The following is a 26,033-nucleotide window of genomic DNA, read 5'->3' on the forward strand; positions in this document are numbered from 1 at the left end:
TGCCGCGCCCGACGGCCGCACGCTGATGGCGGGACACGATACCGGCGCGGCCCGCGCCCGCGTCGTCCTGATCGGCCCGATGGGTGCCGGCAAGACGACGATCGGCAGGCGGGTCGCGAAGGCGCTGAGCGCCGACTTCGTCGACTCCGACGCCGAGTTCGTGCGCAGCCACGGACCGATCGCCCCCTACTTCGACGCCCACGGCGAGGCCGCTTTCCGCCGAGAGGAGCGCCGCGTCGTCGAACGCGCCGTCCGTCGCGACGTTGTCCTCAGCCTCGGCGGGGGAGCGGTGCTCGACACAGCCACCCGCGCCGACCTCGCGGTCGTGCCGGTCGTGCTACTGACCACCACGGCCGAGGCCGTCCGCGACCGGCTCGGCTCCGGCTCCCGACCCCTGGTGCGCGGCGGCGTGGCCGACTGGACCCGCATCTTCGACGCGCGACGCCCGATCTACGAGGCCCTCGCCGATTTCGTCGTCGACACCTCGCGGCGACCGATCACCGTGATCGCTGCTGAGACCGCGGAGTGGGTGCGCGCGCAGCGTCCCTCCGACATCCCTGCACCATCGGACCCGGCGGCGCCCAGCCGCCCGAGCGGAAGACAGTCATGAACGACGGCACCACCGCCCTCACCGTCAGCGGAGAGAACGGCTACGACATCCACGTCGGGCGCGGACTCCTCGACGGCCTGGCCGACGCGATCGGCCCGCGCGCCGCGAAGGTGCTCATCGTGCACCCGCCGACCCTCGCGGTGCTGGCCGCCGAGATCCGCGAGAGCCTGCTCGAGCGCTACGAGGTGCTGCTCGCCGAGGTGCCGGACGCCGAGGCCGCGAAGCGCGTCGAGGTCGCGGCCTTCTGCTGGCAGGTGATGGGCCAGTCCGACTTCACCCGCACGGACGTCGTGGTCGGCTTCGGCGGAGGCGCGATCACCGATCTGGCCGGCTTCGTCGCCGCCACCTGGCTCCGCGGTGTGGACCTGGTGCAGGTGCCGACCACCGTGCTCGGGATGGTCGACGCGGCCGTCGGCGGTAAGACCGGCATTAATACGGCCGAGGGCAAGAACCTGGTTGGGGCCTTCCACGCCCCGCGCGCCGTCGTGGCCGACCTCGACGTGCTGACCAGCCTCCCGCGCAACGAGATCCTCGCCGGCTTCGGCGAGATCGTGAAGTACGGGATGATCGCCGAGCCGCGCATCCTCGACATCATCGAGTCCGACATCGACCTGGCCACCGATCCCACATCCGAGGAGTTCCGCAGCCTGGTCGAACTCTCGATCGGGATCAAGGCGCGCGTCGTGGGCGAGGACTTCACCGAGAAGGGCCTGCGCGAGATCCTGAACTACGGGCACACCCTCGGGCACGCGGTCGAGCACGCCGAACGCTACCAGTGGCGCCACGGTGCGGCAGTCTCCGTCGGGATGATGTTCGCCGCCGAGCTCTCGCGCCTGACTGGCTCGCTCAGCGACGCTGTGGTCGACCGGCAGCGCAGCGTCCTCGAGTCGCTGACGCTACCGACGAGCTACCCGCTCGGCCGGTGGGAGACGCTCCTCGCCGCCATGCAGCGCGACAAGAAGACCCGCGCGGGCATGCTCCGCTTCGTGGTTCTCGACGACATCGCCCGGCCGAGCATCCTGCAGGGGCCGGAGACGTCGCTGCTGTTCGCGGCGTATCAGGAGATCGGGTCGTAGGTCCGGGCTCCTGGACGGACGCTCGTGGTCGTGGTCCTTCTCGGGTCGTCGTCGGTGCGGAGGTATGCGCGCGGCGTCGCCCCGGCTCACAACGATGGGAGGCGATCCAGACCCCGACCCGACATCCTCATGATGCGCGCGAGCTCATGGATCCGGTCGAGAAGCAGAGCGGGGACTTTCGAGTCGGAGTCGTCGAGGGCATCGACGGCCGTCTCCAGGCAGAGCACGTACTCCGTGTGCTTGTTGAAGTCTCGGCACCAGGCGAACCAGTCGGGATCGAAACGCTCCTCCAGCCGATCGAGCAGGTGGTCGAGGGCGCGCTCCATCCGTTCGGAGTACAGCATGCCTAGGCTCCTGCGCAGAATGTGCTCGGTCTCCGGACGCATCGGCCCGCGGTACTTGTGGCGCCAGAGGCCCCTCGCGCGGAGGGAAGCAATCGGCCCGGCTCCCTCCTCCTCCGTCCCGGACGAGGCATGGGTACCCGCACACCGCGGGACTCGATCCATCACTATGTCAAGGTTCACGATGGACGCGACAGGGTAGTGCCGGGTCAGGACGTCCGGCCAGTTCTCGCTGTCCAGTCCGTGGAGGAGCTCCTCCAGGCAGAGGGCGAAATCTTCTCGGCTCGGGGGATGCCGCAGGTACACCTCGGTCTAGAGATCGAGTCGCCGTCGCACCCGGTGGAGCACCGTGCGGAGGTCGGTGCGCACACGGCGGAGTCGCTGATCGTCCACGGTTCTCCTGCGCATGATGATGCGTGATGTGACCGGAACTGCCACGCGAGTTCTGTTTGAGCCTCATTATTGGCTCTTGTGCTTATCGCGCTTAATGGTACTCTGCAGAGTCCAGATATAGATCAATAATCCAAAGATCTACTATCTTGAGGCTTATGCAAAATTGGTTTCGTTCTGGGTGAAGAAGATTAGTCCGCGGACGGCGTTGAAGGCGTCTGGGAAAGTGTGCAGTGGTCGTCTGTAGTCGGTGTGGAAGATTCGCCAGGTTTTAATGTTAGCGATTGTTCTCTCGATCACGTAGCGGTGAGTGTTCACGAAACGGTTGTGCTGTTTCGCGTGCTCTGGCAAATGTTCTTCGCCGGGTCTCCTTTTTATTGGTGTGATCATTCCGGCGCCTTGGTAGGGCGGTGTCATAGCGTCGTAGCAACGGAGGGGGTTGCTGGTGGTGCGTCGGCAGTTGTCGTTTGAGGATCGGGCTCAGATCGCGGTCGGGATCAAGCAGGGGCTGAGCGATCGGGAGATCGCCGAGTTGATCGACCGCGACCGGACGGTCGTGTGGCGTGAGCGGAGCCGGAACTCGCTCAAGACCCGCGGGTATCAGCCCGTCTCGGCGCAGACGAAGGCTCGCAAGCGGCGAGCCCGTCCGCAGGAGCGACTGATCGATGCCGATTCTGTGCTGTCGGCGCGGGTTCGAGCGGATCTGAAGCGTTCGCGGACGCCGCGGCAGATCGCGGGCCGGTTGCGCCTGGAGGCGGCGGACGCGAGCGTTGACACGATGACGCATTCACCCGACGCCGCAGGCCGCACCGTGTCCCACGAGGCGATCTACCGATGGATCTACGCCCACCCCAAGGGCGAACTCGCCCGCGAAGGCATCCTGTTGCGCTCGAAACAGACGACCCGCAAGCGACGCCGGCCGCTCGGGGAACGCACCGGCGGACGCATTGTGGGCATGGTTTCCATCGATGACCGGCCCGAGGAGGCGTCGGACCGGCGTGTTCCCGGCGCGTGGGAGGGAGATCTGATCATCGGAGCGCACGGCAAGACCGCGGCGATCACCCTGGTGGAGCGGCACTCGCGCTTCGCGATCATCCTGGGACTACCCGACGGAAAAGACTCCGACGGCGTCGCCGACGCTCTCATCGACCGGGTCGACGATCTGCCCGCGCATCTGCGCGGCTCCCTCACATGGGACCAGGGCACCGAGATGGCCCGGCACGCGCAGCTCACCCTCGCCACCGAGCTGCCCGTCTACTTCGCGCACCCGCGGTCCCCGTGGGAGCGGCCCTCGAACGAGAACACCAATGGTCTGATCCGCGAATACCTCCCCAAGGGCATCGAGATCACCAACCACCAGCCCTACCTCAACGCGATCGCCGACGAACTCAACGACCGACCCAGGCAGACCCTCGGCTTCCGAACCCCGCGCGAAGTCTTCGAGCGGCTACTCCTCGACGAAGCCGTTGCTTAGACGACTTGACATCGCCTAGCCTTTGTCGGCCAAAGTATTCGAGAGGTTGATGATGTCGGCCAAGTGTGATTCTCGGAATGCGTGAGCATCATGGTGTTTGCCCGGAATCGGATCCGAAATGTGGATCAGCCGACCGGAGAGATCGGCGAGGACCTGGCAGGTGTGCCCCGTGGTCTTGTGCTTGCCGGAGTACAGCTCGGGCGCGTCTGCCCAGGACCAGCACGGGAGGAGGGTCCCGTCGATGACGGCCGTCGTCTCGCCGACCGCAGCCTCGACGTCCGGCTGCTCGTCGTCGGTCACGACAGTGAGCATCGCTTCCACTAGCGCGATTGTTCGCGACACGGTCGACTGACTGACACCGACCACATCGGCGATCAACTGTTCGGTGACGTTGTGGCGATAGTAGAGAAGAGTGACCTGTAGTGCCCCGGCGAGCGACAGTCTGCGTGGCCGTCCTCGCCGCCGCTGCCACAGGAATTCGTTTTCGATCCGTTCGGCGAGAATCGCATATTGCTCGGTCGTCATCCCTGTAGTAGTCTGCTTGTGCACCGGCTGGTTCCTTTGCGAAGAGTTTCTGTTGGAAGTTGCTCTTCAAGCAAAACGGATCAGCCGGTGTTTTTCGTGACCGACACGCACTAATTTATACTGGGTCAATCGATTTTTGCATAAGCCTCACTTTCCCAGACGCCTTCAACGCCGTCCGCGGACTAATCTTCTTCACCCAGAACGAAACCAATTTTGCATAAGCCTCACTTCTACCGAAACGCAATGTGAATAGTCTCCCGGGTCGACAAATCCTGAGTTTTGCATAAGCCTCCTTCTATAAGGTATTTTGCTCATTCCGATCTCAGAACTTGCCAGGATCTGGGGTCAAGGCCCATCGTGGTTCCGAGCGAGACTATTGTCTGAATAACATTGGTCGGAAGCGGTTCGTCGATCTCGCTTAGCTCATAAGCAAGCTGATCAAGGCAGAGCGCGTACTCCCCGTGGTCGAGGTAGTCCGTGACGCGCTGGGCTTGATCGGGGTTCATCATGCCGATCGTCCGTTCGAGTAAGTCGCTTAGCTGCTGCTCGCGCAGGGCTTGAAGTTTTTTATCCACTTGTTCTCCTTAATCAATTGGAAACGCGGTTATTATCCCTTCTCCAATCGGTTCGACGATGACGCGAATGGTTATGCCATCCCGCAGCCCCTCGACCAAGATTCTTGAGGGTTCGCCATTTTTTGCGTAGTCGCTTCCTAACGGCCCTTTGTTCTGTTTCCAGGGCAAGGGTGGGTCTGTTGCGACGTCCGAGACCTCATGCATGATTTTTGCATCGGACCACCCCGCGGGGAACATAGACTTATTTGGGTCCCGGTCTGGGGAGTCTGTCCACCGATGTCCTCCAGCTTTACCTGCGGAGGTCCCGTCGCCGTCGAGGATATGCCTGGTTCGTGAGGGGCTGGCGAGGTTGACGTATTCCTCGGGAGAGGGTGTGACGGCGTTGAGAGGTTCGTTTGATGTGGTGATGTCTGGTGTGAGGGCGTCTGCTTCCTTGCCGAGGAGGGATCTGCCGGCGCCTCCGGCTCCAGAGAGGCCGCGCCCGAGTAGTGGTCCGCCGGCGCCCATGGCGGCGCCGGCGAGTGCGCCGCCGCCGGAGGCTTGGAGGAAGCCGTCGACGGTGTGGGGTCCGGGGCCGGTGGCGTACGCGTAGGCGTCGCCTGCGGCACCGGATGCGGCGCCGGATGCTGCTTCGGAGGTGACGGCGGCTTTGAGGCCGTTGATGCCGGCGGCGCTGAGACGTGCCGCTGTCATGCTGCTGCCGAGGCCTCCGGTGACGGCTGCGAGGGCGGTTTGTCCCCAGTTGACGGAGCCGGTCGTGGCCTTCTGGACGATGACGTCGACGTCGGCGCCGACGAGGCCTGCGCCGATTGGCCGCCAACTCCGGTCGCCATCAGGACGCCTCCGGCGACGACCATCGCGCCGCCCGCGACGTACTCCTTTGCGAAAGCTTTTTTGAAAAGTACCTATCAAGCAAAGCGGATCAATCGAAGTTATTCATGACCGACGCACCCGAATGCATTACCTTAAAGCGCGCTTTGCGTGAGCATCCTTCTTCGTGAAGTCACATCTTCGGGATCTGCTCTGAACGGCTCGCTTGGTTCTTTGAGTCCGAATCTCATGTTTCACGCAAGGTGATTGGCGATCTTGTATAGTTGTGTACGTAGGAGACTTAGATCATTGTTGAGTTCTCGAGGATATTTGCCATTGCTGTAGATAATCGCATCGCCGAAAGTGCCCATTCCGCCATACATGTGAATGATCTTCCGCGAAAGGTTGCTGATGTCTTCGGGATGGAGTGAGGCATCTAATTCATTGAGCAGAGAATGCATCACGCTGGCCCAGAAGTTATCTTTGCCACTAATGAAGAGTTCTTCTAATGACCGGAGTGTTTCGCGCATGATATCGATGCTCACTTGAGCCCCCAATAGCCGAGAATTTCCACGTCATCCATAAGCCACGGAGCAATAATGACGTGCTGTGTTGTTCCTCCCATGTAAAATCCTCCTTGGTTGGCTATCTCTCCTGAATATACCGTTGTACCGGCGGGAAAGCGAACCGCATATCCGGTGTCTAGATATGCCGTTTCCCCCGTTGGCCAGACTGGCGGAAGGGCCCGATCAATTCTGGTCTGGATAATACTATAGGGCGGGGTTTCGGTCCAGAACTGCCCAAATGCTCCCTTCTCGAAAGATCCGGCTCGGAACAGCGTGGTCGGCTCAGCCAACTCGGACGAGGTGTATCGCGAGCCGGTGAAGGTAGCCGCGATATCTTCCTGCAACGAGGATGGGGTGGTCTCCGGTGAGGTTGCACTGGCAGGAAGCCGACTTCCGAGCCTCGAGTAGGCGCGGGAGAGTCCACCGCCGAGTGCTCCGCCTGTGGCGCCGAGTGCTGCTCCGGTGAAGGCGCCGCCGGCGGTGGCTCCGATGAAGTCTCCGGCGGTGTGGGGTCCGGGGCTGGTTGCGTAGGTGTAGGCGCTTCCTGCTCCGCCGCTGGAGGCGCCGGATGCGGCGCTGACGGTGACGGCGGCTTGTGCTCCTTTGATGCCGAGGGCGCCGAGGCGCGCGGCGGCGATGCCGCCGCCGACTCCGCCTGCTACGGCGGTGAGGGCGGTTTGTGTCCAGTTGACGGAGCCGGTGGTGGCTTTCTGGATGATGACGTCGGCTCCGGCGCCGATCAGGCCCAGGCCGATGGGTCCGCCGATTCCCGTGTACATCAGGAGACCGCCGGCGACGATCAGCCCGGCACCGGCGAAGTACTCCGCGTTCTGCGCGAACCAGTCGCCGGCTGCGGCGAAGGCTCCGTTGTTCCCGTCGCGGTAGGCCTGTAGTTGCGCGTCGGTGATCGGGCTCAGGCCCGTGGGGTCGAGGGAGTGGACGGGGTCGTTGCCGGCGAAGGAGTACGGGTTCCCGGACCAGGCGGCGCCCCAGGTGGGTGGTAGGGGGTCGGTGGAGAGGAATCCGTGGGTGGTGGGGTCGTAGGCGCGTTGGCCCATCCATTCGAGGCCGGCGAAGGTGAGGGCGCCGCTGGGGGTGAGGCCGATGCCGTCGGCGACGGTGGTGGCGGCGGAGGGGTTCCACGGGTCTTGGGCGCTGGTGGAGCGTTCGGTGCGCCAGCCGGGGTCGCTCCACCGGTCGTCGATGCCGGTGACGCCGCCGGGCGTGCGCAGGACGGGGGAATCGCTGACGGCGAGAAGGTCGGGGGCGCCGCTCGCGTCGTCCCACCAGACGTCCATGCCATCGACGGAGGCGAGATCGCCGAGCACGTCCACCCACAGCGCGGTCGTCCGAGGTCCGGACCCCGGCTGCGACTGGGAGACCGACGCCAGCCCGCCCATCGCCGACCACGCGTAGGTGCGCTCGGTGCCGTCGGAGGAGACCTCGCGGATACGGCGACCGAGCCCGTCGTGCACGTACTCGATCCGCGTGCCGTCGCTCGATTCCGCGGCGATCAGTCGGCCGCCCGCGTCGTAGTGCCGGGAGCGGACGACCCCGCCCACCTGCTCCCGCACGAGGCGCCCGGCCGCGTCGTAGCTCCACTCCCGGGCGTCGCCCGAGTCCGGGACAGCCGCGACCAGCTGGTGCGCGTCGTCGTACCGGTACGAGACCGAACCGTCCGGCCCGCTCACTCCCGTGAGGCGTCCGTCCTCGTCCCGCTCCAGGACGGTTCTGGTGCGGCGCCCGTCGCCGCTGCGGCGGTGCTCGACGAGCGCGCCGTCTCGGAACACCCACTCCTGGGCCAGGCCCCCCGCGGAGGAGCGGACCAGGCGACCGGAACCGTCGTAGCCGAACGTCGCGCGGCCCAGGCCGGGACGGGCCACGGCGGTGACCAGACCGCGGATGTCGCGCTCGTACTCGGTACGGCTCCCGTCGGGATGCACGACGGCGCCGCGGGAGCCGGCGGCGTCGTACTCCCACGAGACTCCGCGGCCGTCTCGGCGGCGCTCGACGAGCCGGCCGCAGCGGTCCCAGCGCAGCTCGTGCTCGACCGGCCCGCCCGGGGCCGTGTGGTCGGTGACGCGGAGGGCGCGGCCACGGATGTCCCGGTGGGTCTCCGAGACGACGCGGCCGTCGACCAGGAAGCTCTTCTCGCGGCCGTTGCCGTCGTAGCGCCGCTCCCATCGCGATCCGTCCCGATCCCGCTGCCAGATCTGGCGGCCCGCGGCGTCGTAGCCGCCGGTCGTCGAATGGCCGAGGGGATCGATCACCTCGACGGCGTGGTCGGAGGCGTCGAAGCGGCGGTGGGTGACTCCGCCCATCGGGTCGGTGATGACGGTGTTGCGACCGCGCTCGTCGTACTCGAAGCGGGTGACGCCGCCGAGCCCGTCGACCGCCTCGACGAGCTGGCCCGCCGCGTCGTAGCGGAAGCGCCGCCGTCCGGTCCGCGGGTCGCTCGTCCGGACCACGCGTCCGAGAGCGTCGTACGCGAACCGGGCCGTGCCGAGCCCGGGGATCGAGCGCAGCACGACACGGCCGACGGCGTCGTACTCGATGCGCTCGACCTCGCCGGTGGGCAGGACGGTCCGCACGCGGCGCGAGTCGCGGTCGTACCCGATCTCGGTGCGCGCACCGAGTGGATCGATGACGGCGGACGGCCGGCCGCAGCGGTCGTACTCGACGACGGTGACGGCGCCCGTGGGGGAGACCCGCTCGACGACCCGTCCAGCAGCGTCACGGTGGAGGATCGTGACCGAGCCCTCGCCGTCGACCAGCTCGATCGGGCGGCCGCAGAGATCGTAGGAGGCGAGAGCGACCGTCTCGTCCTGCTCCTCGACGCGGATCAGCCTGCCCAGCGAATCGAAGCGGCTCAGCTGCTGCGCGCCGCCGTCATCGATCCGGAGGGACTGCGGCTCGTGGTGGAGGCCGCGCCTGACGCCGGTGGGATCGATGGTGGCCGTCAGGGCACCCGTCGCACTGTGCTCGCGACGCCAGACGCCTCCGCTGGGGTCGACCGTCTCGGTCAGTCGGGAGAGGGCATCGTGACCGCCAGGACGAGCCGTCCGGCAGGATCGTCTCGCTCACTCGGCCGAGGTCGTCGAAGACGCGGGTCACGGACCGGCCGAGCGGGTCGATCGTCGCGACGGGGGCGCCGTGCTCGCCGTGCTCGACGGTGGTCCGTTCGCCGAGCGGATCGACGACGGCGACCCTGCGCCCGCCGGCGTCGTACTCGTAGCGCCAGGTGGCGCCGAGGGCGTCGCGCGTCGAGACGAGCCGACCGGCGGCGTCGTAGCGGAACCGGGTGACGGCTCCGGACGGGGTGATCGCGGCGACGACGCGACCGGCCTCGTCGCGCTCCAGCCGGGCGCTGCCTCCGTCGGCGTCGGTCGTGGCGACGAGGTCGCCGTGCTCGTCGTAGGAGAAGCGCAGCCGGACGCCCACCGGATCGACGATCTCGGTGAGCAGACCATCGATCCAGGTGAGGAACGTTCGCCCGTCCTCCGGGTCGACGATCAGGCTCGGGTTCCGGTCGGATTCCTCCGCGTACTCGTACCGCGTCACGGCGCCGGACTCCGCGACCACCGTGGTGACGCGGTCGTGCTCGTCCCAACCCACGGTGATGTCGGCGCCGGAGGGGGTGACCGAACGGATCCGGCGTCCTCGCTCGTCGTAGGCGTGCACCGTCGTGGATCCGTCCCGCTCGGTCGCGGAGACGAGGTTGCCGTGCCCGTCGAAGCTCATCGACTGGCGGCGGCCCTCGGGGTCGAGCACCCCGACGAGACGCCCCCGCTTGTCGGCGATCCAGCTGTTCGAGCGGGCGCCGTCCTCATCGGAGGCGACGGTGATCCGGCCGGGGAGGTACGCGAACCGCGTCGTGCGCCCGAACGGCGAGGTCTGCGCGACGACGCGGCGCCGAGAGTCGTAGCGGTTGCGCACCTCGTCGACGCCAGCCGCGTCGGTCACGGTCGCGATCAGCCCCGCCCGGTCCCAGCCGTACCGCCGAGTCCCGGACGGCCCGGTGGCCGCGACGAGGGCCTCGCCCTCGTAGTCGAAGACCACGCGTCGACCATCCGAGGCCTGTACGGCGGCGATCCGCTCGCCCGACCAGACGAGGTCGATGCGCCGACCGCGCTCGTGGCGGAGTCCGCTCAGTCGGCCGGTCTCGTCGTACTCGGCGCTCACCCGGGTGCCCGGACCGCAGCTCGTCGACGACCAGCGCCCACCGGCCGTGAACTCCCAGCGGCGCCCGTCGTTGGCCGAGACGACGAGGCCCTCGCCGACCCGCGCGAGCCAGAGGTTCTCGCCGTCGGCTCGGTCCCAGGCATCGCCCAGGCGGGGGAAGACGATCTCGCGGCCCTCGGCCAGCACCAGTGCCGCCCCGTCGTCCTCGAGCCGGAGCTGCTGCTCGGCCTCGGAGGACCAGCCGCGGCCGAAGGCTCCCACGCGCTCATCGAGCGAGTTGTAGGTGCGGGCGAAGCGCAGCGACGCTGTTCCTCCGCTGAATCCGAGGTCGACCTCGGTCTCGAGGAAGTTGCCGGTGGAGGTGTTGACCGGATCGTCGGCGTAGCCGGTGGTCGGCGGTGCGCCGAACGCCTGCGGGGGAGCGATGGTGAGATCGCGGCGCACAAGCGTGACGCCCGTCGCGGAGAGCGCGGCGGACAGGGCGGCATCGGGAAGAGCCGTGACGGCCCCATCGCCTCCGGCCGCGGAGAAGGCGTCGGCGATCGTCCCGGCCCACGCGACGTCCTGGTCGTTCGCCGTGAGCCACTGCTCGAAGCCCGAGACCACTCCGTCGGCCGAGAGCTCACCCCAGTGGCAGGAGTCGGTGAAGTCGGTCAGCGCGCCGCGGACGGTGCCGAGGTTCCCGCGCAGCTCGCCGTTCGCCGCTGCGGAAGTGCTCGCGAAGGAGCGCAGGTCGTCGGGACGCGCCGAGGAGGTGCCGGAGCCCGAGCCGCCTGCGCCGGGCAGGGGCGTCTGCCGGGAGATGTTCGGCGGCGGGGACACGCTGACGCTCGGCTCCTGGGCGGGCGGACCGACGGGAGGGTCCTCTCCGCCGAAGAGGCCGTCGTGGAGGTGCTCGAGCAGGTTCCGCGCATCCTGCTCGCGCTTCCACTCCCGCGCCAGGAGGCGCCGCCTCTGCTCGGCGAGGGCTTCCCGCGCCAGCTGCTGTGCTCCGTCGGCGACCTCGCGCAGGCGCGCGGAGAGCTCGTCGGCATCGGCCTTCGCGGTGCGCGCGTTCTCGGTGAAGATCTCGGCGAAGAGCCCGCGGAACTCGGCGCTCGCCGTCGTCACCAGGCCGGCGCGCGAGCCGGCCTGCGCGTCGATCGCCGCCGCCGCGGCCGTGGCCGCTCCGACCAGCCGCTCGGCGGTCGCATGGCTGAAGCGCACGTCGTCCTCGATCGCACCCAGGTCCGCCACAGTGTCTCCTCCCCTTCCCGACGCGAGACCGACCACCCGCTGCACGGGATCCGGTGCCCTGCTCCTGCCGATCGCGCGGCAGTCCCGGTCGGCCGGGGCGAACCGAGGAAGACTCGATAACGGTACCCAGGCGAGCGCTCGACGCGCGGGCTGGCGCGGGATGACGGTCGGGGCTCTGAGCGGGGAGGGCCGCGCCCGTCTCCGTCGCCCGGGCGGGCCGGTCGGATTCCGCGATGCTGCGACGCCCTCGGCGCAGGAGGGGTCTTCGACTACACTCGACGGGTCAGCCGGACCGGCCGATATCGCCGCGCCCGCGTACGGGCTCGCCGGCGCAGACTTCCACCGAAACGGATCCCCCTTCGCATGGCCTCTACCACCGACATCAAGAACGGCACCGTCCTCAGCATCGACGGGCAGCTCTGGAACGTCATCGACTTCCAGCACGTCAAGCCGGGCAAGGGCGGCGCGTTCGTCCGCACCAAGATGAAGAACGTCCTCACCGGCAAGGTGGTCGACAAGACGTTCAACGCGGGAGCGAAGATCGACACGGCTAACGTCGACCGTCGCGACTTCCAGTACCTCTACCGCGACGGCGCGGACTTCGTCTTCATGGACACCAGCGACTACGACCAGATCACCGTCCCCGAGGCGGTCGTTGGCGATGCGGCCAACTTCATGCTCGAGAACCAGAACGTCACCCTCGCCCTGCACGACGGCGACCCTCTCTACATCGACCTCCCCGCGTCCGTCGTGCTCGAGATCACCTACACCGAGCCGGGCCTCCAGGGCGACCGCTCGACCGGCGGCACCAAGCCGGCGACCGTCGAGACCGGCTACCAGATCCAGGTCCCGCTCTTCCTCGAGCAGGGCACCAAGGTCAAGGTCGACACCCGCACGGGTGACTACCTCGGCCGTGTCAGCTGAGCCGGGGCGCCCGTGAGTGCTCGCACGAAGGCGCGCAAGCGCGCCCTCGACATCCTCTACAACGCCGACGTCCGGCAGATCCCCGTCGCGCAATCCCTGCGCGCCGAGGCCGAACGCGCGGTGAACGAGCCGGCGCGTGAGGCCTCGTGGCTCTACGCCCGCGAGATCGTCGACGGGGTCATCGACCACGCCGACGAGATCGACGCGATGATCGCGCAGCTCGCCAAGGGCTGGACCCTCGCCCGGATGCCCCTCGTCGACCGCGCGATCCTCCGGATCGGCGTGTGGGAGATTCTGCACAACGACGAGGTGCCCGACGGCGTCGCCATCTCGGAGGCGGTGGAGGCGGCGACGTCGCTGTCGACCGACGACTCCGCCGGCTTCATCAACGGCCTGCTCGCCTCCGTCGCGGAGACGCGCGCCACGGCCTGACCTCAGGCTCGGAGGATCGCCTCTGGCTCGCAGGAGCGGCAGGACCCTGCGAGCCGGAGGCGTCGGGGCGAGCTCGAGTCGTCCGGAGCAGGCGCGCGGCCCTCTATACTCGTCACGGCTTTTCCTTTAACAGCCGTCCTGTGAGGCGGGGAAGGAGGTCGGTGTGACGGCACGAATCGTGCTGAACGGCGCTGACATCACGCGTGCGCTCACGCGCATCGCTCACGAGATCCTCGAGTCGAACCGCGGCCCCGCGTCGCTCGTCATCCTCGGGATCCCCACCCGCGGTGTCGCCCTCGCTCAGCGCATCGCCGAGACGATCGCCCGGATCGAGCCCGACGCGGAGCCGGTCTTCGCCGGTTCGCTCGACGTCACGATGTACCGCGACGACCTCGCTCGGCATCCTGTCCGTACTCCCGCACGCACTGCCGTGCCCGCGAGCATCGACGGGCGCACCGTCGTCCTCGTGGACGACGTGCTCTTCTCGGGACGCACCATCCGGGCCGCTCTGGACGCCCTGAGCGACATCGGCCGCCCGCGGGCCGTGCGGCTGGCCGCGCTGGTCGACCGCGGCCATCGCGAGCTGCCGATCCGCGCTGACTTCGTGGGCAAGAATCTGCCGAGCAGCCTGAGCGAGCGGATCAACGTGCGCCTGGTCGAGACCGACGGCGAGGACCTGGTCGCGATCGAGTCGAACGCCGCGGACGAGGGGACGACCTCGTGAAGCACCTGCTCTCGACCCGCGACCTCGACCGTGCCGACGCGATCGCCCTCCTCGACATCGCCGAGGACATGGCCGACGTGCAGAACCGCGAGGTCAAGAAGCTGCCCACCCTGCGCGGGAAGACCGTGGTCAACCTGTTCTTCGAGGACTCCACCCGCACGCGCATCTCGTTCGAGGCGGCGGCGAAGCGCCTGTCCGCCGACGTCATCAACTTCAGCGCGAAAGGCTCCAGCGTCTCGAAGGGCGAGAGCCTGAAGGACACCGCTCAGACTCTCGCGGCGATGGGAGCGGACGGCGTCGTGGTGCGCCACAGCGCCTCCGGCGCACCCGCGGTGCTGGCCGCGAGCGGCTGGATCGACGCGTCGATCCTGAACGCCGGCGACGGCACGCACGAGCACCCGACGCAGGCGCTGCTCGACGCCTTCACGATCCGCCGCCGCCTCCACGGCCCCGCCGCCTCCCGGGGGAAGGGCCTGGACGGCGTCGCCGTCACGATCGTCGGCGACATCCTGCACTCGCGGGTGGCGCGCTCCAACGTCTGGTTGCTGACGGCTCTCGGCGCCGAGGTGACGTTGGTCGCGCCGCCGACCCTCGTGCCGGTCGACACCCGCGACTGGCCGGCGACCGTCCGCTTCGACCTCGACGAGGCGATCGACACGGGGCTGCCGGACGTGGTGATGCTGCTGCGCATCCAGCTCGAGCGGATGTCGAGCGGCTTCTTCCCGAACGGGCGCGAGTACGCGCGGATCTGGGGACTCGACGACGAGCGGCTGGCGCGCCTCGGGCCGGATACCATCGTGATGCACCCGGGACCCATGAACAGGGGCGTCGAGATCTCCTCGGCGGCCGCCGATTCGAGCCGCTCCACGGTGCTCGAGCAGGTCACGAACGGCGTGTCCGTCCGGATGGCCGCGCTCTATCTGCTGCTGTCCGGCGAACGGGAGGTCCACTGATGAGCACTGCGCCGACGGAGCGGATCCTGATCTCGGGAGCGACGCTCGCCGACGAGTCGACCGCCGACCTGCTGATCGACGGGGGCGTGATCGTCGAGATCGGCGCCGGCTTCGATTCGAGCGGGGCGCGCGTGATCGACGCCGACGGCCTGCTGGCGCTGCCCGGCCTGGTCGACCTGCACACCCACCTCCGCGAGCCAGGCTTCGAGCAGAGCGAGACGATCCTGACGGGCACCCGCGCCGCGGCCGCCGGAGGCTTCACAGCGGTCTTCGCGATGGCCAACACCTCGCCGGTGCAGGACACCGCGGGCGTCGTCGAGCAGGTGCAGAGCCTGGGCGAGGACGCGGGCTACGCGACGGTCCGCCCGATCGGCGCGGTCACGGTCGGCCTGGCAGGGGAGTCGCTCGCCGAGCTCGGCGCGATGGCCCGCAGCCGCGCGGCCGTGCGCGTCTTCTCGGACGACGGGACGTGCGTCTCGGACGCGCTCCTCATGCGCCGCGCGCTCGAGTACGTGAAGGCGTTCGACGGAGTCGTCGCCCAGCACGCGCAGGAGCCGCGCCTCACGGTCGGCGCGCAGATGAACGAGGGCGCCGTCTCGAGCGCCCTCGGTCTGCAGGGCTGGCCCGCCGTGGCGGAGGAGGCGATCATCGCGCGCGATGTGCTCCTCGCCGAGCACGTCGGCTCACGCCTGCACATCTGCCACGTGTCGACCGCGGGCTCGGTCGACGTGATCCGCTGGGCGAAGGCGCGCGGGATCGACGTGACCGCCGAGGTGACTCCGCACCACCTGCTGCTCACGGAGCAGGCGGTCGCGGGCCAGGGCGGACCGAGCTACGACGCCCGCTTCAAGGTGAACCCGCCGCTGCGCCGCGACGAGGACGTGCTCGCGCTCCGCGAGGCCCTCGCCGATGGCACCATCGACATCGTCGCGACCGACCACGCCCCGCACCCCGTCGAGGCGAAGGAGTGCGAGTGGGACGCGGCCGCGTTCGGCATGGTCGGCCTCGAGAGCGCGTTGAGCGTGGTCCACGCCGCCGTCGTCGAGGACGGCCGGATGAGCTGGACGGACGTCGCGCGGGTGCTCTCCTCCGCTCCTGCGCGCATCGGCCGGCTCGACGGCTACGACCGCGGGCTGGCGGTCGGTGCCGCCGCGAACGTACTGCTGTACGACCCGGAGGCGCGCCACCGCTTCTCGAGCGGCGATCTGCGCGGCCGCAGCGGCAACTCGCCGTACCTCGGCCGCGAGCTGCCGGGCCGCGTCGTCGCGACGCTGCACCGGGGCTTCCCGACCGTACTCGACGGCGCGCTCGTCGACAGTGCGGTCGTGGCCGCCTCCGCGAAGGCCTCCCGTGGATAGGGCCGCGATCACGATCGTCATCGCCGCGGTCGTCGTCCTCGTGTTCGTCGGGATGCTGCTCTCGTGGCGCGCCCGTCGCCGCCGGTCGGCGGATCTCGTGCCGGAGCCGGTTCCCGCCGCCTCCCTCGGCGCCGTGCGCGAAACCCTCGATCTGCCGTACGTGGCGACCACGCGCTTCGAGCAGCCGCTCGAGCGGGTCGTGCTGCCGGGCCTCGGCTTCCGCGGCCGGGCGGCCCTCCGCCTCCATGAGCGCGGAGTCGTGATCGCCCCGGTCGGCGAGCGAGAGACCGTGATCCCCGCCGAACTGCTGCGCGGCGCGGGGCAGGGCAGCTACGTGATCGACCGTGCGGTCGAGGAGGGGGGCCTGCTCGTGATCTCGTGGTCGCCCCGCGGCGGCGACAGCGTCGACAGCTACCTCCGTGTGGCCGAGCCGGCCCTCCGCTCGCACCTGGTCGCCGAGCTGCAGCGCCTCGCCGGCCCCGATTCCTCCCCCTCCCATCCTGGAGCCGCCGACGGCGGCCCCGCCACGACCCAGAAGGGCTCCTAGTCCGTGCCAACGACACGCCTCAGCACCGAACCCACCGCCGTCCTCGTCCTCGAGGACGGACGACGATTCAGGGGTCAGGCCTACGGCGCCCGTGGCCGCACGCTCGGCGAGATCGTCTTCGCGACCGGTATGACCGGCTACCAGGAGACGCTGACCGACCCGAGCTACGCCGGTCAGATCGTCGTGCAGACCGCGCCGCACATCGGCAACACCGGCACCAACGACGAGGACAGGGAGTCGCGCCGCATCTGGGTCGCCGGGTACGTCGTGCGGGACCCTTCGCGCGTCGTCTCGAACTTCCGTGCACAGCGCTCGCTCGACGACGACCTCGAGGCCGACGGCATCGTGGGGATCTCGGGCGTCGACACCCGGGCGATCACCCGCCACATCCGCTCGGCCGGCTCGATGCGAGCCGGCGTGTTCTCCGGCGACGCTCTCGCCCTCCCCGAGGAGGAGCAGCTCGCGCTGGTCCTCGGCGGTTCGTCGATGCAGGGGCTGAACCTCTCGTCGGCGGTCTCGACCGACGAGCAGTACACGGTTCCGGCCCGCGGCGAGCGGGTCGGCTCGGTCGCCGTGATCGATCTCGGCGTGAAGACCTCGACGGTGCACTACCTCTCGGAGCGGGGCTTCGACGTGCACGTCCTCCCCGAGTCGGTGACGGCGGAGCAGGTTCTCGAGCTGGATCCCTCCGCGCTGTTCTTCTCGAACGGCCCCGGAGACCCCGAGGCCTCCGACCGTCATGTCGATCTGCTGCGCACGACGCTGCGCGCCGATCTGCCGTTCTTCGGCATCTGCTTCGGCAACCAGCTGCTCGGCCGCGCGCTCGGATTCGGCACCTACAAGCTGCCGTTCGGCCACCGCGGGATCAACCAGCCGGTGCTCGACAAGCTCACCGGCCGGGTCGAGATCACGGCGCAGAACCACGGATTCGCGGTCGACGCTCCCATCGAGGGCGAACTCGAGTCCCCGCAGGGCTTCGGCCGGGTCGAGGTCAGCCACTACAGCCTCAACGACTCCGTCGTGGAGGGGCTGCGCTGCCTCGACATCCCCGCCTTCTCGGTGCAGTACCACCCGGAGGCGGCTGCCGGCCCGCACGACTCCAACTACCTCTTCGACCGCTTCCGGGCGATGGTCGTGCAGCGCACGGCCGCGCAGGGCGGCGCAGAGCCCACCGATCCTTCGACCAGCACGACCGGAGAGCAGAACTAATGCCGCGCAGGGAAGACATCAACAGCGTCCTGGTCATCGGCTCCGGCCCGATCGTCATCGGGCAGGCCGTCGAGTTCGACTACTCCGGCACCCAGGCCTGCCGCGTGCTGCGGGCCGAAGGGGTGCGCGTGATCCTCGTCAACTCGAACCCGGCGACGATCATGACCGACCCCGACTTCGCCGACGCCACCTACGTCGAGCCGATCACCCCCAAGGCGATCGAGGCGATCATCGCCAAGGAGAAGCCGGATGCGATCCTGCCGACCCTCGGCGGCCAGACGGCGCTGAACGCGGCGATCCAGCTGCACGACCTGGGGATCCTCGAGAAGTACGACGTCGAGCTGATCGGTGCGAGCTTCGAGGCGATCAATCGCGGCGAGGACCGCCAGATCTTCAAGCAGTTGGTGCTCGACGCGGGCGCCGATGTCGCCAAGTCGTACATCGCGCACACCGTGGAGGAGGCGATCGAGTACGCGGAGGACCTCGGCTATCCGCTCGTCATCCGTCCGTCCTTCACTATGGGCGGCCTCGGCTCCGGCTTCGCCTACACCCGCGAGGAGCTGGTGCGCATGGTCGGCGACGGCCTGCACCAGAGCCCGACCACCGAGGTCCTGCTCGAGGAGTCGATCCTCGGCTGGAAGGAGTACGAGCTCGAGCTGATGCGCGACACGGCCGACAACACGGTCGTCGTCTGCGCAATCGAGAACGTCGACCCGGTCGGCGTGCACACCGGGGACTCGATCACCGTCGCCCCGGCGCTGACCCTCACCGACCGCGAGTACCAGAAGCTGCGCGACATCGGCATCCGGATCATCCGCGACGTGGGCGTGGACACCGGCGGCTGCAACATCCAGTTCGCGATCGACCCCGCCGACGGGCGGATCATCGTGATCGAGATGAACCCGCGCGTCTCCCGCTCCTCGGCCCTGGCCTCGAAGGCGACCGGCTTCCCGATCGCCAAGATCGCCGCGAAGCTCGCCATCGGGTACCGCCTCGACGAGATCCCGAATGACATCACCAAGGTGACCCCGGCGAGCTTCGAGCCGACGCTGGACTACGTGGTCGTCAAGGTGCCGCGGTTCGCCTTCGAGAAGTTCCCCGCCGCCGACAAGACGCTGACCACCACCATGAAGTCGGTCGGCGAGGCGATGGCGATCGGTCGGAACTACGCGCAGGCGCTGCAGAAGGCGCTCCGCTCGCTCGAGAAGCGCGGGTCCTCGTTCCACTGGGGCGCTCAGGAGCGCTCCGTCGAGGAGCTGCTCGAGATCGCGAAGACACCGACCGACGGCCGTATCGTCACCGTGCAGCAGGCGCTGCGCCGAGGCGCGAGCGTCGAGCAGGCGTTCGATGCGACGAAGATCGACCCGTGGTTCCTCGACCAGATCGTGCTGATCAACGAGATCGCTGACCTGGTGCGCGAGCACGACGGCCTCGACGCCGGGCTGCTCCGCCTGGCCAAGGACCACGGCTTCTCGGATGCTCAGATCGCCGAGCTGCGCGGTCTCGACGAGGCGGAGGTGCGCCGCACCCGCCACTCGCTCGACGTCCGCCCGGTCTACAAGACTGTCGACAGCTGCGCGGGGGAGTTCCCGGCCCTCACGCCCTACCACTACTCCTCCTACGACGAGGAGACGGAGGTCGTCGCCGCCGACCGCCGCAAGGTCGTCATCCTCGGCTCCGGCCCGAACCGCATCGGCCAGGGGGTGGAGTTCGACTACTCGTGCGTGCACGCCTCGTTCGCGCTCTCGGACGCGGGCTTCGAGACGATCATGATCAACTGCAACCCCGAGACGGTCTCGACCGACTACGACACCTCCGACCGCCTCTACTTCGAGCCGCTCACGCTCGAGGACGTGCTCGAGGTCATCCACGCGGAGTCGCAGTCGGGCGAGCTGGTCGGAGTCGTCGTGCAGCTGGGTGGTCAGACGGCGCTCGGCCTCGCGGCCGGCCTGGAGGCGGCCGGCGTGCCGATCCTCGGCACCACGCCGGCCGACATCGACCTCGCGGAGGAGCGCGGTGCGTTCTCGCGCATCCTCGACGAGGCGGGTCTGGTTGCGCCGCGCAACGGCACGGCGACCGACCTCGACGGCGCCCGCACGGTGGCGGTCGAGATCGGCTATCCCGTGCTGGTCCGCCCCTCCTTCGTGCTCGGCGGACGCGGTATGGAGATCGTTTACGGCACCGAGCAGCTCGAGGACTACTTCGAGCGGATGGCCGGCGAGGGGATCATCGACGCCGCGCACCCGCTCCTGGTCGACCGATTCCTCGACGACGCGATCGAGATCGACGTCGACGCTCTCTACGACGGCGAGCAGCTCTACATCGGCGGAGTGATGGAGCACATCGAGGAGGCCGGCATCCACTCCGGCGACTCGGCGTGCACCCTGCCGCCGGTGACGCTCGGCCGTCGCCAGATCGATCAGGTGCGCGAGGCGACCCTCGCCATCGCGCGCGGCATCGGCGTCCGGGGGCTGCTCAACGTGCAGTTCGCCATAGGCCAGGGCGTGCTCTACGTGCTGGAGGCGAACCCGCGCGCCTCCCGCACGGTGCCCTTCGTCTCGAAGGCGCTCGGCATCCCCCTCGCGAAGGCCGCCTCGCGGCTCATGGTGGGCGAGAGCATCGCGGAGTTGAAGGCCGAGGGCCTGCTGCCGGAGCGCGACGGCTCCGATGTGCCGATGGACTCGCCGATCGCGGTGAAGGAGGCGGTGCTCCCGTTCAAGCGCTTCCGCACCTCGGAGGGTCAGATCGTCGACTCCCTGCTCGGCCCCGAGATGCGCTCCACGGGTGAGGTGATGGGGATCGACCGCGACTTCCCCCGCGCCTTCGCCAAGAGCCAGGAGGCCGCCTACGGCGGAATGCCCGCGAGCGGCACGGTGTTCATCTCGGTCGCCGACCGCGACAAGCGGGCGATCGTGCTGCCGGCGCTGCGCCTGAGTCAGCTCGGCTTCGACATCCTGGCGACCGAGGGCACGGCCGAGGTGCTCAACCGCAACGGCATCCAGGCCCGAGTCGTGCGCAAGTACAGCGAGACCGCCGAGGGCGACGCGCCCTCGATCGTCGAGCTGGTCGGCCGCGACGAGGTCGACGTCGTCATCAACACGCCGAGCGGAGGCGCCACCCGGGCCGACGGCTACGAGATCCGTGCCGCCGCGGTCGCCGCCGACAAGCCGCTGTTCACCACGATCGCCCAGCTCGCGGCAGCCGTCGCCTCGCTCGACGCCGCCAACGAGCCCTTCGAGGTGACGAGCCTGCAGGACTACGCGCTTCGCCGCGCGGAGCGGACGGCGTGACCGACGGCGCGGCGGGCGCCGCCTCCTCCTTCGGCTCACGCCTCGAGGCGGCGTTCGCCGCGCACGGTCAGCTCTGCGTCGGGATCGACCCGCACGCCTTCCTGCTCGAGGCCTGGGGCCTCGCGGACGACGCCGCCGGGCTCGAGAGCTTCGGCCGGACGGTCGTCGAGGCGGCTGCGGGGCGGGCGGGCATCGTGAAGCCGCAGGTCGCCTTCTTCGAGCGGCACGGCTCCGCCGGCTACGCCGCGCTCGAGCGTGTGCTCGGCGACGCCCGCGCGGCCGGGCTGCTGGTGATCGCCGATGCCAAGCGCGGTGACATCGGCACGAGCGTCACCGCCTACGCCGAAGCGTGGCTCCGACCGGGCTCGCCGCTCGAGGCCGATGCGATGACGGCCGCGGCCTACCAGGGCCTCGGCTCGCTCGAGGGCATGCTCACGCTGGCGGAGGAGGCGGGTAAGGGCGTGTTCGTCCTCGCGGCCACCTCCAACCCGGAGGCGCGCGCGGTGCAGCGCGCCGTGGTGCAGGACGGCCGGCGCTCGGGATCGAGCGTGGCACGCGCAGTCCTGACGGACGTGGCATCCTGGAACCACGAACACGCACACTCGCCGATCGGCTCGGTCGGCGTGGTGCTCGGCGCCACCGTCGCCCTGGGCGACTACGGCATCGGTACCGACGAGGAGCGCCGCCCCGCGCTCCCGGTGCTCGCGCCCGGCTTCGGCCACCAGGGCGCCTCCGCCGCGGATGCACCGCGGCTGTTCGGTGCCCTCAGCTCCGCCACCATCGTCAGCGAATCGCGCAGTGTGCTCGGCGCCGGCCCCTCCCGGATCGCCGCCGAGATCGACCGCCGCGCCACCGAGATCCAGGAGTCCCTTGTCCGCTGAAACCGTCAGCCCCGATCCCGGATCCGATGCGGCGTCCGAGTCACGCCCCGAGGTCGTCCCCGCCGTGCGCCGGTCCACGCCTCCGGAGGTCGATCGCCGGGCCGCCTCGGAGGCGGCCATCGCCGCCCGCCGCGCCCGCGCCGTCGTGAAGAAGGCGGTCGCCTCCGGCCGTCGCCCGGCCACGGCGGTACTCGCCGCCGCGCAGGCCGAGCCGCTGGGCGTCGAGGGGCGGATGCGCGTCAGCGATCTGCTGCGCGCCGTGCCCGCACTCGGCGTGGTCAAGACCCCGCGGGTGATGGACCAGCTGCACATCGCCGAGTCGAAGCGGCTCGGCGGTCTCGGCCGCCGACAGGTCGAGGGGTTGCGCTCGTTCCTGGAGGAGCGCGAGTCGCGCCAGCGCCGCTCCGGCCGGAACCGCCTGCTCGTGCTCGCCGGGCCGACCGCGGTCGGCAAGGGCACCGTCTCGACCTACATCCGCGAGAACTACCCCGACGTGCTGCTCTCGGTCTCGGCGACCACCCGGGCCCCGCGCCCCGGCGAGGTCGACGGGGTGAGCTACTACTTCGTGGACGACGCCGAGTTCGACCGCATGGTCGAGGCGGGGGAGTTCCTCGAGTACGCGGTCGTGCACAACGCGTACCGCTACGGCACGCCGCGGGGCCCGATCGACGTCGCGCTCGAGCAGGGGCGCCAGGTGATGCTCGAGATCGACATCCAGGGCGCCCGCCAGGTGCGCGAGCGGATGCCGGACGCCCGCCTCGTCTTCCTCCTGCCGCCCAGCTGGGACGAGCTCGTGCGCCGCCTGGTCGGCCGTGGCACCGAGAGCCCCGAGGAGCAGGAGCGCAGGCTGGCCACCGCGAAGGTCGAGCTGGCCGCGCAGGACGAGTTCGATTTCGCCGTCGTGAACAGCACCGTGCCCGAAGCGGCCCGCGAGGTCGTAGAATTGATGTCGCCTCGTGCCGACGGCGCGCCCGCTGACCCGGGTCGCTGAGACCGGGCCACCGACCACCTCCGGGCCGACGCCCCGGACGCCGACAGGGCCACCCCCTGCGGTGCCCGCGCGTCGTGCCGCTCCGGAGCCGCAGATCGGCGCTGATGCGCCCCGCAAGGAGACTCCCCATGGCCAACAACCTCGGCATCATCGACCCCCCCATTGACGAGCTGCTCTCGAAGGTGGACTCGAAGTACGCGCTCGTGATTTTCGCCTCCAAGCGCGCCCGCCAGATCAACGACTACTACGCCGACCTCCACGAGGGCAGCCTGTTCGACAACGTCGGCCCGCTGGTCGACTCGACCATCGACGACAAGCCCCTCTCGGTCGCGCTGCACGAGATCAACGAGGACAAGCTCGTCGCCCAGCCCCTCGCCGAGTAACCCGGTCCGGGTGCGCTCCTCGCGCAAGTCCGCTCGTCGACTCACCGTCGTCGTCGGCATCACCGGCGGCATCGCCGCCTACAAGGCGGTCGGAGTGGTCCGCGCGCTCGTCCTCGCCGACCACGACGTGCACGTCATCGCGACGGAGGCGGCGTTGCGCTTCGTCGGTCGGCCGACCCTCGAGGCGATCTCGCGGAATCCGGTGCACACCGAGCTCTACGAGGGCGTCGCCGAGGTGCGGCACGTGGCGATCGGCCAGTCCGCCGACCTCATCGTGATCGCGCCGGCGACCGCGCACACGCTGGCCAAGCTCGCGGCCGGTCTCGCCGACGATCTGCTCGGCACCACCGTGCTCGCGAGCACGGCTCCCCTGGTCGTCGCTCCCGCGATGCACACGGAGATGTGGGCGAACGCCGCCACCGTCGCGAACGTGGCCACCCTCCGCTCGCGCGGCGTGCACGTCGTCGGCCCGGCCGTCGGGCGCCTCACCGGCGCCGACTCCGGGGCGGGGCGGATGGAGGAGCCGGAGACGATCGTGGCAGAGGCCCTCGCCGTGCAGGCCCGGGCAGCCGGCGCCCGTCGCGATCTCGAGGGCCTGACGGTACTCGTGACCGCGGGCGGCACCCGGGAGCCGCTGGATCCGGTGCGCTTCGTCGGCAACCGCTCCAGCGGACGCCAGGGCGTCGCACTCGCGCTGGCCGCCGCCGCGCGCGGTGCACGGGTCACCCTCCTCGCCGCCCACCTCGACGTCGAAGCCCCCGCCGGAGTGACGGTGCACCACGTCGGCACCGCGCTTGAGCTGCGGGAGGCGGCCCTCGCCGCCGCTCCCGGAGTCGACATCGTGATCATGGCCGCGGCCGTCGCCGACTACCGGCCGATCGAGGTCGCCGAGGCGAAGATCAAGAAGGAGCAGCAGGGCGAGCGCCTGGTGCTCGAGCTCGTGAAGAACCCCGACATCCTCGCCGAGATCTCCGCGGGCAGGCACGAGGGGCAGCTCGTGGTGGGCTTCGCCGCCGAGACGGAGCCGGACCGCGAGGCGATGCTGGCCCTCGGCCGCGCCAAGATCGCGCGCAAAGGCTGCGACCTGCTCGTCCTCAACAGGGTCGGTTGGGCCGAAGGTTTCCAGAGCGGGAGCAACGCCGTCGTGGTCCTGGATCGGGCCGGCGTTATAGTGAGCGAGGCTTCCGGCAGCAAGGCGTCGGTCGCCGATCGCGTCCTCGACGTGGTCGCGCGCTAGCCGTCGGGCCGCCCGGCCCCGGCGCCTGGGGGCTGCCGCGCCCCGCCGCCCCCGGTACGAACGACCCGGTCCGCACGACTCCGGGATGAGAAGAGAAGCATGACCTCCGGTCCCCTCCGCCTGTTCACGTCCGAGTCCGTCACGGAAGGACATCCGGACAAGATCTGCGACCAGATCTCGGACCGCATCCTCGACGCCCTGCTCCGCGAGGACCCGCACAGTCGCGTCGCGGTCGAGACCCTCGTCACCACCGGGCTCGTGCACGTCGCAGGCGAGGTCTCGACCAGCGGCTACGTCGAAATCCCCACGATCGTCAGAGACACGATCGTCGAGATCGGCTACGACTCCTCGGCGAAGGGCTTCGACGGCCGCTCCTGCGGCGTGTCGGTGTCGATCGGCCAACAGTCGCCCGAGATCGCGGCCGGTGTCGACACCGCGCTCGAGGTGCGATCGGACGAGGCGGGCGAGGACGTCTTCGACCGTCAGGGCGCGGGGGACCAGGGCCTGATGTTCGGCTTCGCGACCGATGAGACCGCCGAGTACATGCCGCTGCCCAGCTGGCTGTCGCACCGCCTGGCCGAGCGCCTCGCCGCGGTCCGCAAGTCGGGTGAGCTCGACTACCTCCGCCCCGACGGCAAGACCCAGGTCACCATCGGCTACGACGGCACGACCCCCTCGAGCATCGATACCGTCGTGCTGTCGACCCAGCACGCCGAGCACGTCAGCACCGCGACCATCCACGCGGACATCGAGGCCCATGTCATCCGCCCGGTGCTCGAGACGGTCGAACTCGACTCCTCCGCCGTGCGCCTTCTGATCAACCCGACCGGGCGCTTCGAGATCGGGGGTCCGCAGGGTGACGCCGGACTGACCGGCCGCAAGATCATCGTCGACACCTATGGGGGCGCCTCCCGCCACGGCGGCGGTGCCTTCTCGGGCAAGGACCCGTCGAAAGTGGACCGCTCGGCGGCCTACGCGATGCGCTGGGTCGCCAAGAACGCGGTGGCCGCGGGCCTCGCGTCGCGGATGGAGGTGCAGGTCGCCTACGCGATCGGCAAGGCGGCTCCGGTCGGTCTCTACGTCGAGACCTTCGGCACCGGCGCCGTCAGCGACGAGACCATCACCGAAGCCATCCGCTCCGTCTTCGACCTGCGCCCGGCCGCGATCATCCACGCGCTCGACCTGCTGCGCCCGATCTACGCCCAGACCGCGGCGTACGGCCACTTCGGCCGCGAGCTCCCGGACTTCACCTGGGAGCGGCTCGACCGCGTCGACGACCTGCGCTCCGCCGCAGGCCTGTCCTAGCGGGCCGCGCGGCG

24 protein-coding genes are annotated in these 26,033 nt (G+C 69.4%); 16 read left to right on the plus strand and 8 right to left on the minus strand.

All coding sequences use genetic code 11. The annotated features are described in order from the left end of the window. Nucleotides 1-25: 25 nt before the first annotated feature. Both GSU10_RS06795 and aroB read left to right on the plus strand, forming a co-directional pair. Nucleotides 26-610, plus strand: a complete 585-nt coding sequence (locus tag GSU10_RS06795; protein WP_132505089.1) for a shikimate kinase — start codon at nt 26-28, stop codon at nt 608-610. Further along, complete coding sequence (gene aroB / locus GSU10_RS06800) at nt 607-1,686, plus strand: 3-dehydroquinate synthase (protein WP_068212436.1); 1,080 nt, start codon at nt 607-609, stop codon at nt 1,684-1,686. Before GSU10_RS06795 ends, aroB begins: the two co-directional genes overlap by 4 nt. An 86-nt stretch (nt 1,687-1,772) precedes the next feature. Here aroB and GSU10_RS06805 read toward each other — a convergent pair whose 3' ends face one another. Together GSU10_RS06805 and GSU10_RS15715 are read right to left on the minus strand one after the other, a co-directional pair. Then, the gene (locus GSU10_RS06805; protein ID WP_132505087.1) at nt 1,773-2,030 is read right to left on the minus strand and encodes a hypothetical protein; all 258 of its coding nucleotides are present in this window, start codon (nt 2,028-2,030) and stop codon (nt 1,773-1,775) included. 543 nt (nt 2,031-2,573) lie between these two features. Then, nucleotides 2,574-2,834: a transposase family protein gene (locus tag GSU10_RS15715; RefSeq protein WP_159316548.1), complete on the minus strand. Its 261-nt coding sequence runs from the start codon at nt 2,832-2,834 to the stop codon at nt 2,574-2,576. A gap of 28 nt (nt 2,835-2,862) precedes the next feature. Here GSU10_RS15715 and GSU10_RS06815 point away from each other — a divergent pair, with 28 nt between their 5' ends. Beyond that, on the plus strand, nt 2,863-3,891 hold the full coding sequence (locus GSU10_RS06815) for an IS30 family transposase (RefSeq protein WP_159316544.1): 1,029 nt from the start codon (nt 2,863-2,865) through the stop codon (nt 3,889-3,891). A gap of 15 nt (nt 3,892-3,906) precedes the next feature. Here GSU10_RS06815 and GSU10_RS06820 read toward each other — a convergent pair whose 3' ends face one another. The 6 genes from GSU10_RS06820 to GSU10_RS06850 all read right to left on the minus strand — a co-directional run bounded on the left by GSU10_RS06820 (nt 3,907) and on the right by GSU10_RS06850 (nt 11,785). Continuing rightward, on the minus strand, nt 3,907-4,416 hold the full coding sequence (locus GSU10_RS06820; RefSeq protein WP_159316549.1) for a transposase family protein: 510 nt from the start codon (nt 4,414-4,416) through the stop codon (nt 3,907-3,909). Nucleotides 4,417-4,727: 311 nt separating this feature from the next. Then, nucleotides 4,728-4,991, minus strand: coding sequence for a hypothetical protein (locus GSU10_RS06825; protein ID WP_068210199.1), 264 nt, complete (start codon nt 4,989-4,991; stop codon nt 4,728-4,730). Nucleotides 4,992-5,000: 9 nt separating this feature from the next. After that, a complete protein-coding gene (locus GSU10_RS06830; RefSeq protein ID WP_082845079.1) occupies nt 5,001-5,684 on the minus strand; it encodes an EndoU domain-containing protein in 684 nt (227 codons plus the stop codon). 371 nt (nt 5,685-6,055) lie between these two features. After that, entirely contained in the window at nt 6,056-6,346 is a 291-nt protein-coding gene (locus GSU10_RS06835; RefSeq protein WP_132504383.1) for a DUF6966 domain-containing protein, read from the minus strand. Then, nucleotides 6,343-9,330 (minus strand): RHS repeat-associated core domain-containing protein, encoded by a 2,988-nt coding sequence (locus GSU10_RS06840; protein ID WP_482822438.1) that lies wholly within the window; start codon nt 9,328-9,330, stop codon nt 6,343-6,345. The genes GSU10_RS06835 and GSU10_RS06840 overlap by 4 nt, the downstream gene beginning before the upstream one ends. After that, nucleotides 9,257-11,785 (minus strand): DUF6531 domain-containing protein, encoded by a 2,529-nt coding sequence (locus tag GSU10_RS06850; protein ID WP_068210206.1) that lies wholly within the window; start codon nt 11,783-11,785, stop codon nt 9,257-9,259. The genes GSU10_RS06840 and GSU10_RS06850 overlap by 74 nt, the downstream gene beginning before the upstream one ends. Before the next feature lie 363 nt (nt 11,786-12,148). Here GSU10_RS06850 and efp point away from each other — a divergent pair, with 363 nt between their 5' ends. The 13 genes from efp to metK all read left to right on the plus strand — a co-directional run bounded on the left by efp (nt 12,149) and on the right by metK (nt 26,019). Then, on the plus strand, nt 12,149-12,709 hold the full coding sequence (efp, locus tag GSU10_RS06855) for an elongation factor P (RefSeq protein ID WP_068210208.1): 561 nt from the start codon (nt 12,149-12,151) through the stop codon (nt 12,707-12,709). 12 nt (nt 12,710-12,721) lie between these two features. Next, entirely contained in the window at nt 12,722-13,141 is a 420-nt protein-coding gene (gene nusB / locus GSU10_RS06860; protein WP_068210210.1) for a transcription antitermination factor NusB, read from the plus strand. Nucleotides 13,142-13,304: 163 nt separating this feature from the next. Continuing rightward, nucleotides 13,305-13,865: a bifunctional pyr operon transcriptional regulator/uracil phosphoribosyltransferase PyrR gene (gene pyrR / locus GSU10_RS06865; RefSeq protein ID WP_068210213.1), complete on the plus strand. Its 561-nt coding sequence runs from the start codon at nt 13,305-13,307 to the stop codon at nt 13,863-13,865. After that, a complete protein-coding gene (locus GSU10_RS06870; protein WP_068210215.1) occupies nt 13,862-14,818 on the plus strand; it encodes an aspartate carbamoyltransferase catalytic subunit in 957 nt (318 codons plus the stop codon). Before pyrR ends, GSU10_RS06870 begins: the two co-directional genes overlap by 4 nt. After that, nucleotides 14,818-16,176, plus strand: a complete 1,359-nt coding sequence (locus tag GSU10_RS06875) for a dihydroorotase (protein WP_068210217.1) — start codon at nt 14,818-14,820, stop codon at nt 16,174-16,176. Before GSU10_RS06870 ends, GSU10_RS06875 begins: the two co-directional genes overlap by 1 nt. After that, nucleotides 16,169-16,723, plus strand: a complete 555-nt coding sequence (locus GSU10_RS06880; RefSeq protein WP_132504381.1) for a PH-like domain-containing protein — start codon at nt 16,169-16,171, stop codon at nt 16,721-16,723. Before GSU10_RS06875 ends, GSU10_RS06880 begins: the two co-directional genes overlap by 8 nt. Nucleotides 16,724-16,726: 3 nt before the next feature. After that, nucleotides 16,727-17,932, plus strand: a complete 1,206-nt coding sequence (gene carA / locus GSU10_RS06885) for a glutamine-hydrolyzing carbamoyl-phosphate synthase small subunit (protein ID WP_132504379.1) — start codon at nt 16,727-16,729, stop codon at nt 17,930-17,932. Further along, nucleotides 17,932-21,222 carry a carbamoyl-phosphate synthase large subunit gene (gene carB, locus GSU10_RS06890; RefSeq protein ID WP_068210221.1) on the plus strand — a complete coding sequence of 1,097 codons (3,291 nt, stop codon included), beginning with the start codon at nt 17,932-17,934 and terminating at the stop codon, nt 21,220-21,222. The genes carA and carB overlap by 1 nt, the downstream gene beginning before the upstream one ends. Then, nucleotides 21,219-22,103, plus strand: coding sequence for an orotidine-5'-phosphate decarboxylase (pyrF, locus tag GSU10_RS06895; RefSeq protein ID WP_068210223.1), 885 nt, complete (start codon nt 21,219-21,221; stop codon nt 22,101-22,103). Before carB ends, pyrF begins: the two co-directional genes overlap by 4 nt. A gap of 64 nt (nt 22,104-22,167) precedes the next feature. Beyond that, nucleotides 22,168-23,094: a guanylate kinase gene (gene gmk, locus GSU10_RS06900; RefSeq protein WP_068210233.1), complete on the plus strand. Its 927-nt coding sequence runs from the start codon at nt 22,168-22,170 to the stop codon at nt 23,092-23,094. Nucleotides 23,095-23,222: 128 nt separating this feature from the next. Beyond that, entirely contained in the window at nt 23,223-23,477 is a 255-nt protein-coding gene (gene rpoZ / locus GSU10_RS06905) for a DNA-directed RNA polymerase subunit omega (protein WP_055791825.1), read from the plus strand. A gap of 10 nt (nt 23,478-23,487) precedes the next feature. Further along, entirely contained in the window at nt 23,488-24,714 is a 1,227-nt protein-coding gene (coaBC, locus tag GSU10_RS06910; RefSeq protein ID WP_068210225.1) for a bifunctional phosphopantothenoylcysteine decarboxylase/phosphopantothenate--cysteine ligase CoaBC, read from the plus strand. A gap of 99 nt (nt 24,715-24,813) precedes the next feature. Beyond that, entirely contained in the window at nt 24,814-26,019 is a 1,206-nt protein-coding gene (gene metK, locus GSU10_RS06915) for a methionine adenosyltransferase (protein ID WP_068210228.1), read from the plus strand. The last annotated feature ends 14 nt before the right edge of the window (nt 26,020-26,033 follow it).

The sequence above is a fragment of the Rathayibacter tanaceti genome (assembly GCF_009834165.1).
GTDB lineage: Bacteria > Actinomycetota > Actinomycetes > Actinomycetales > Microbacteriaceae > Rathayibacter > Rathayibacter tanaceti.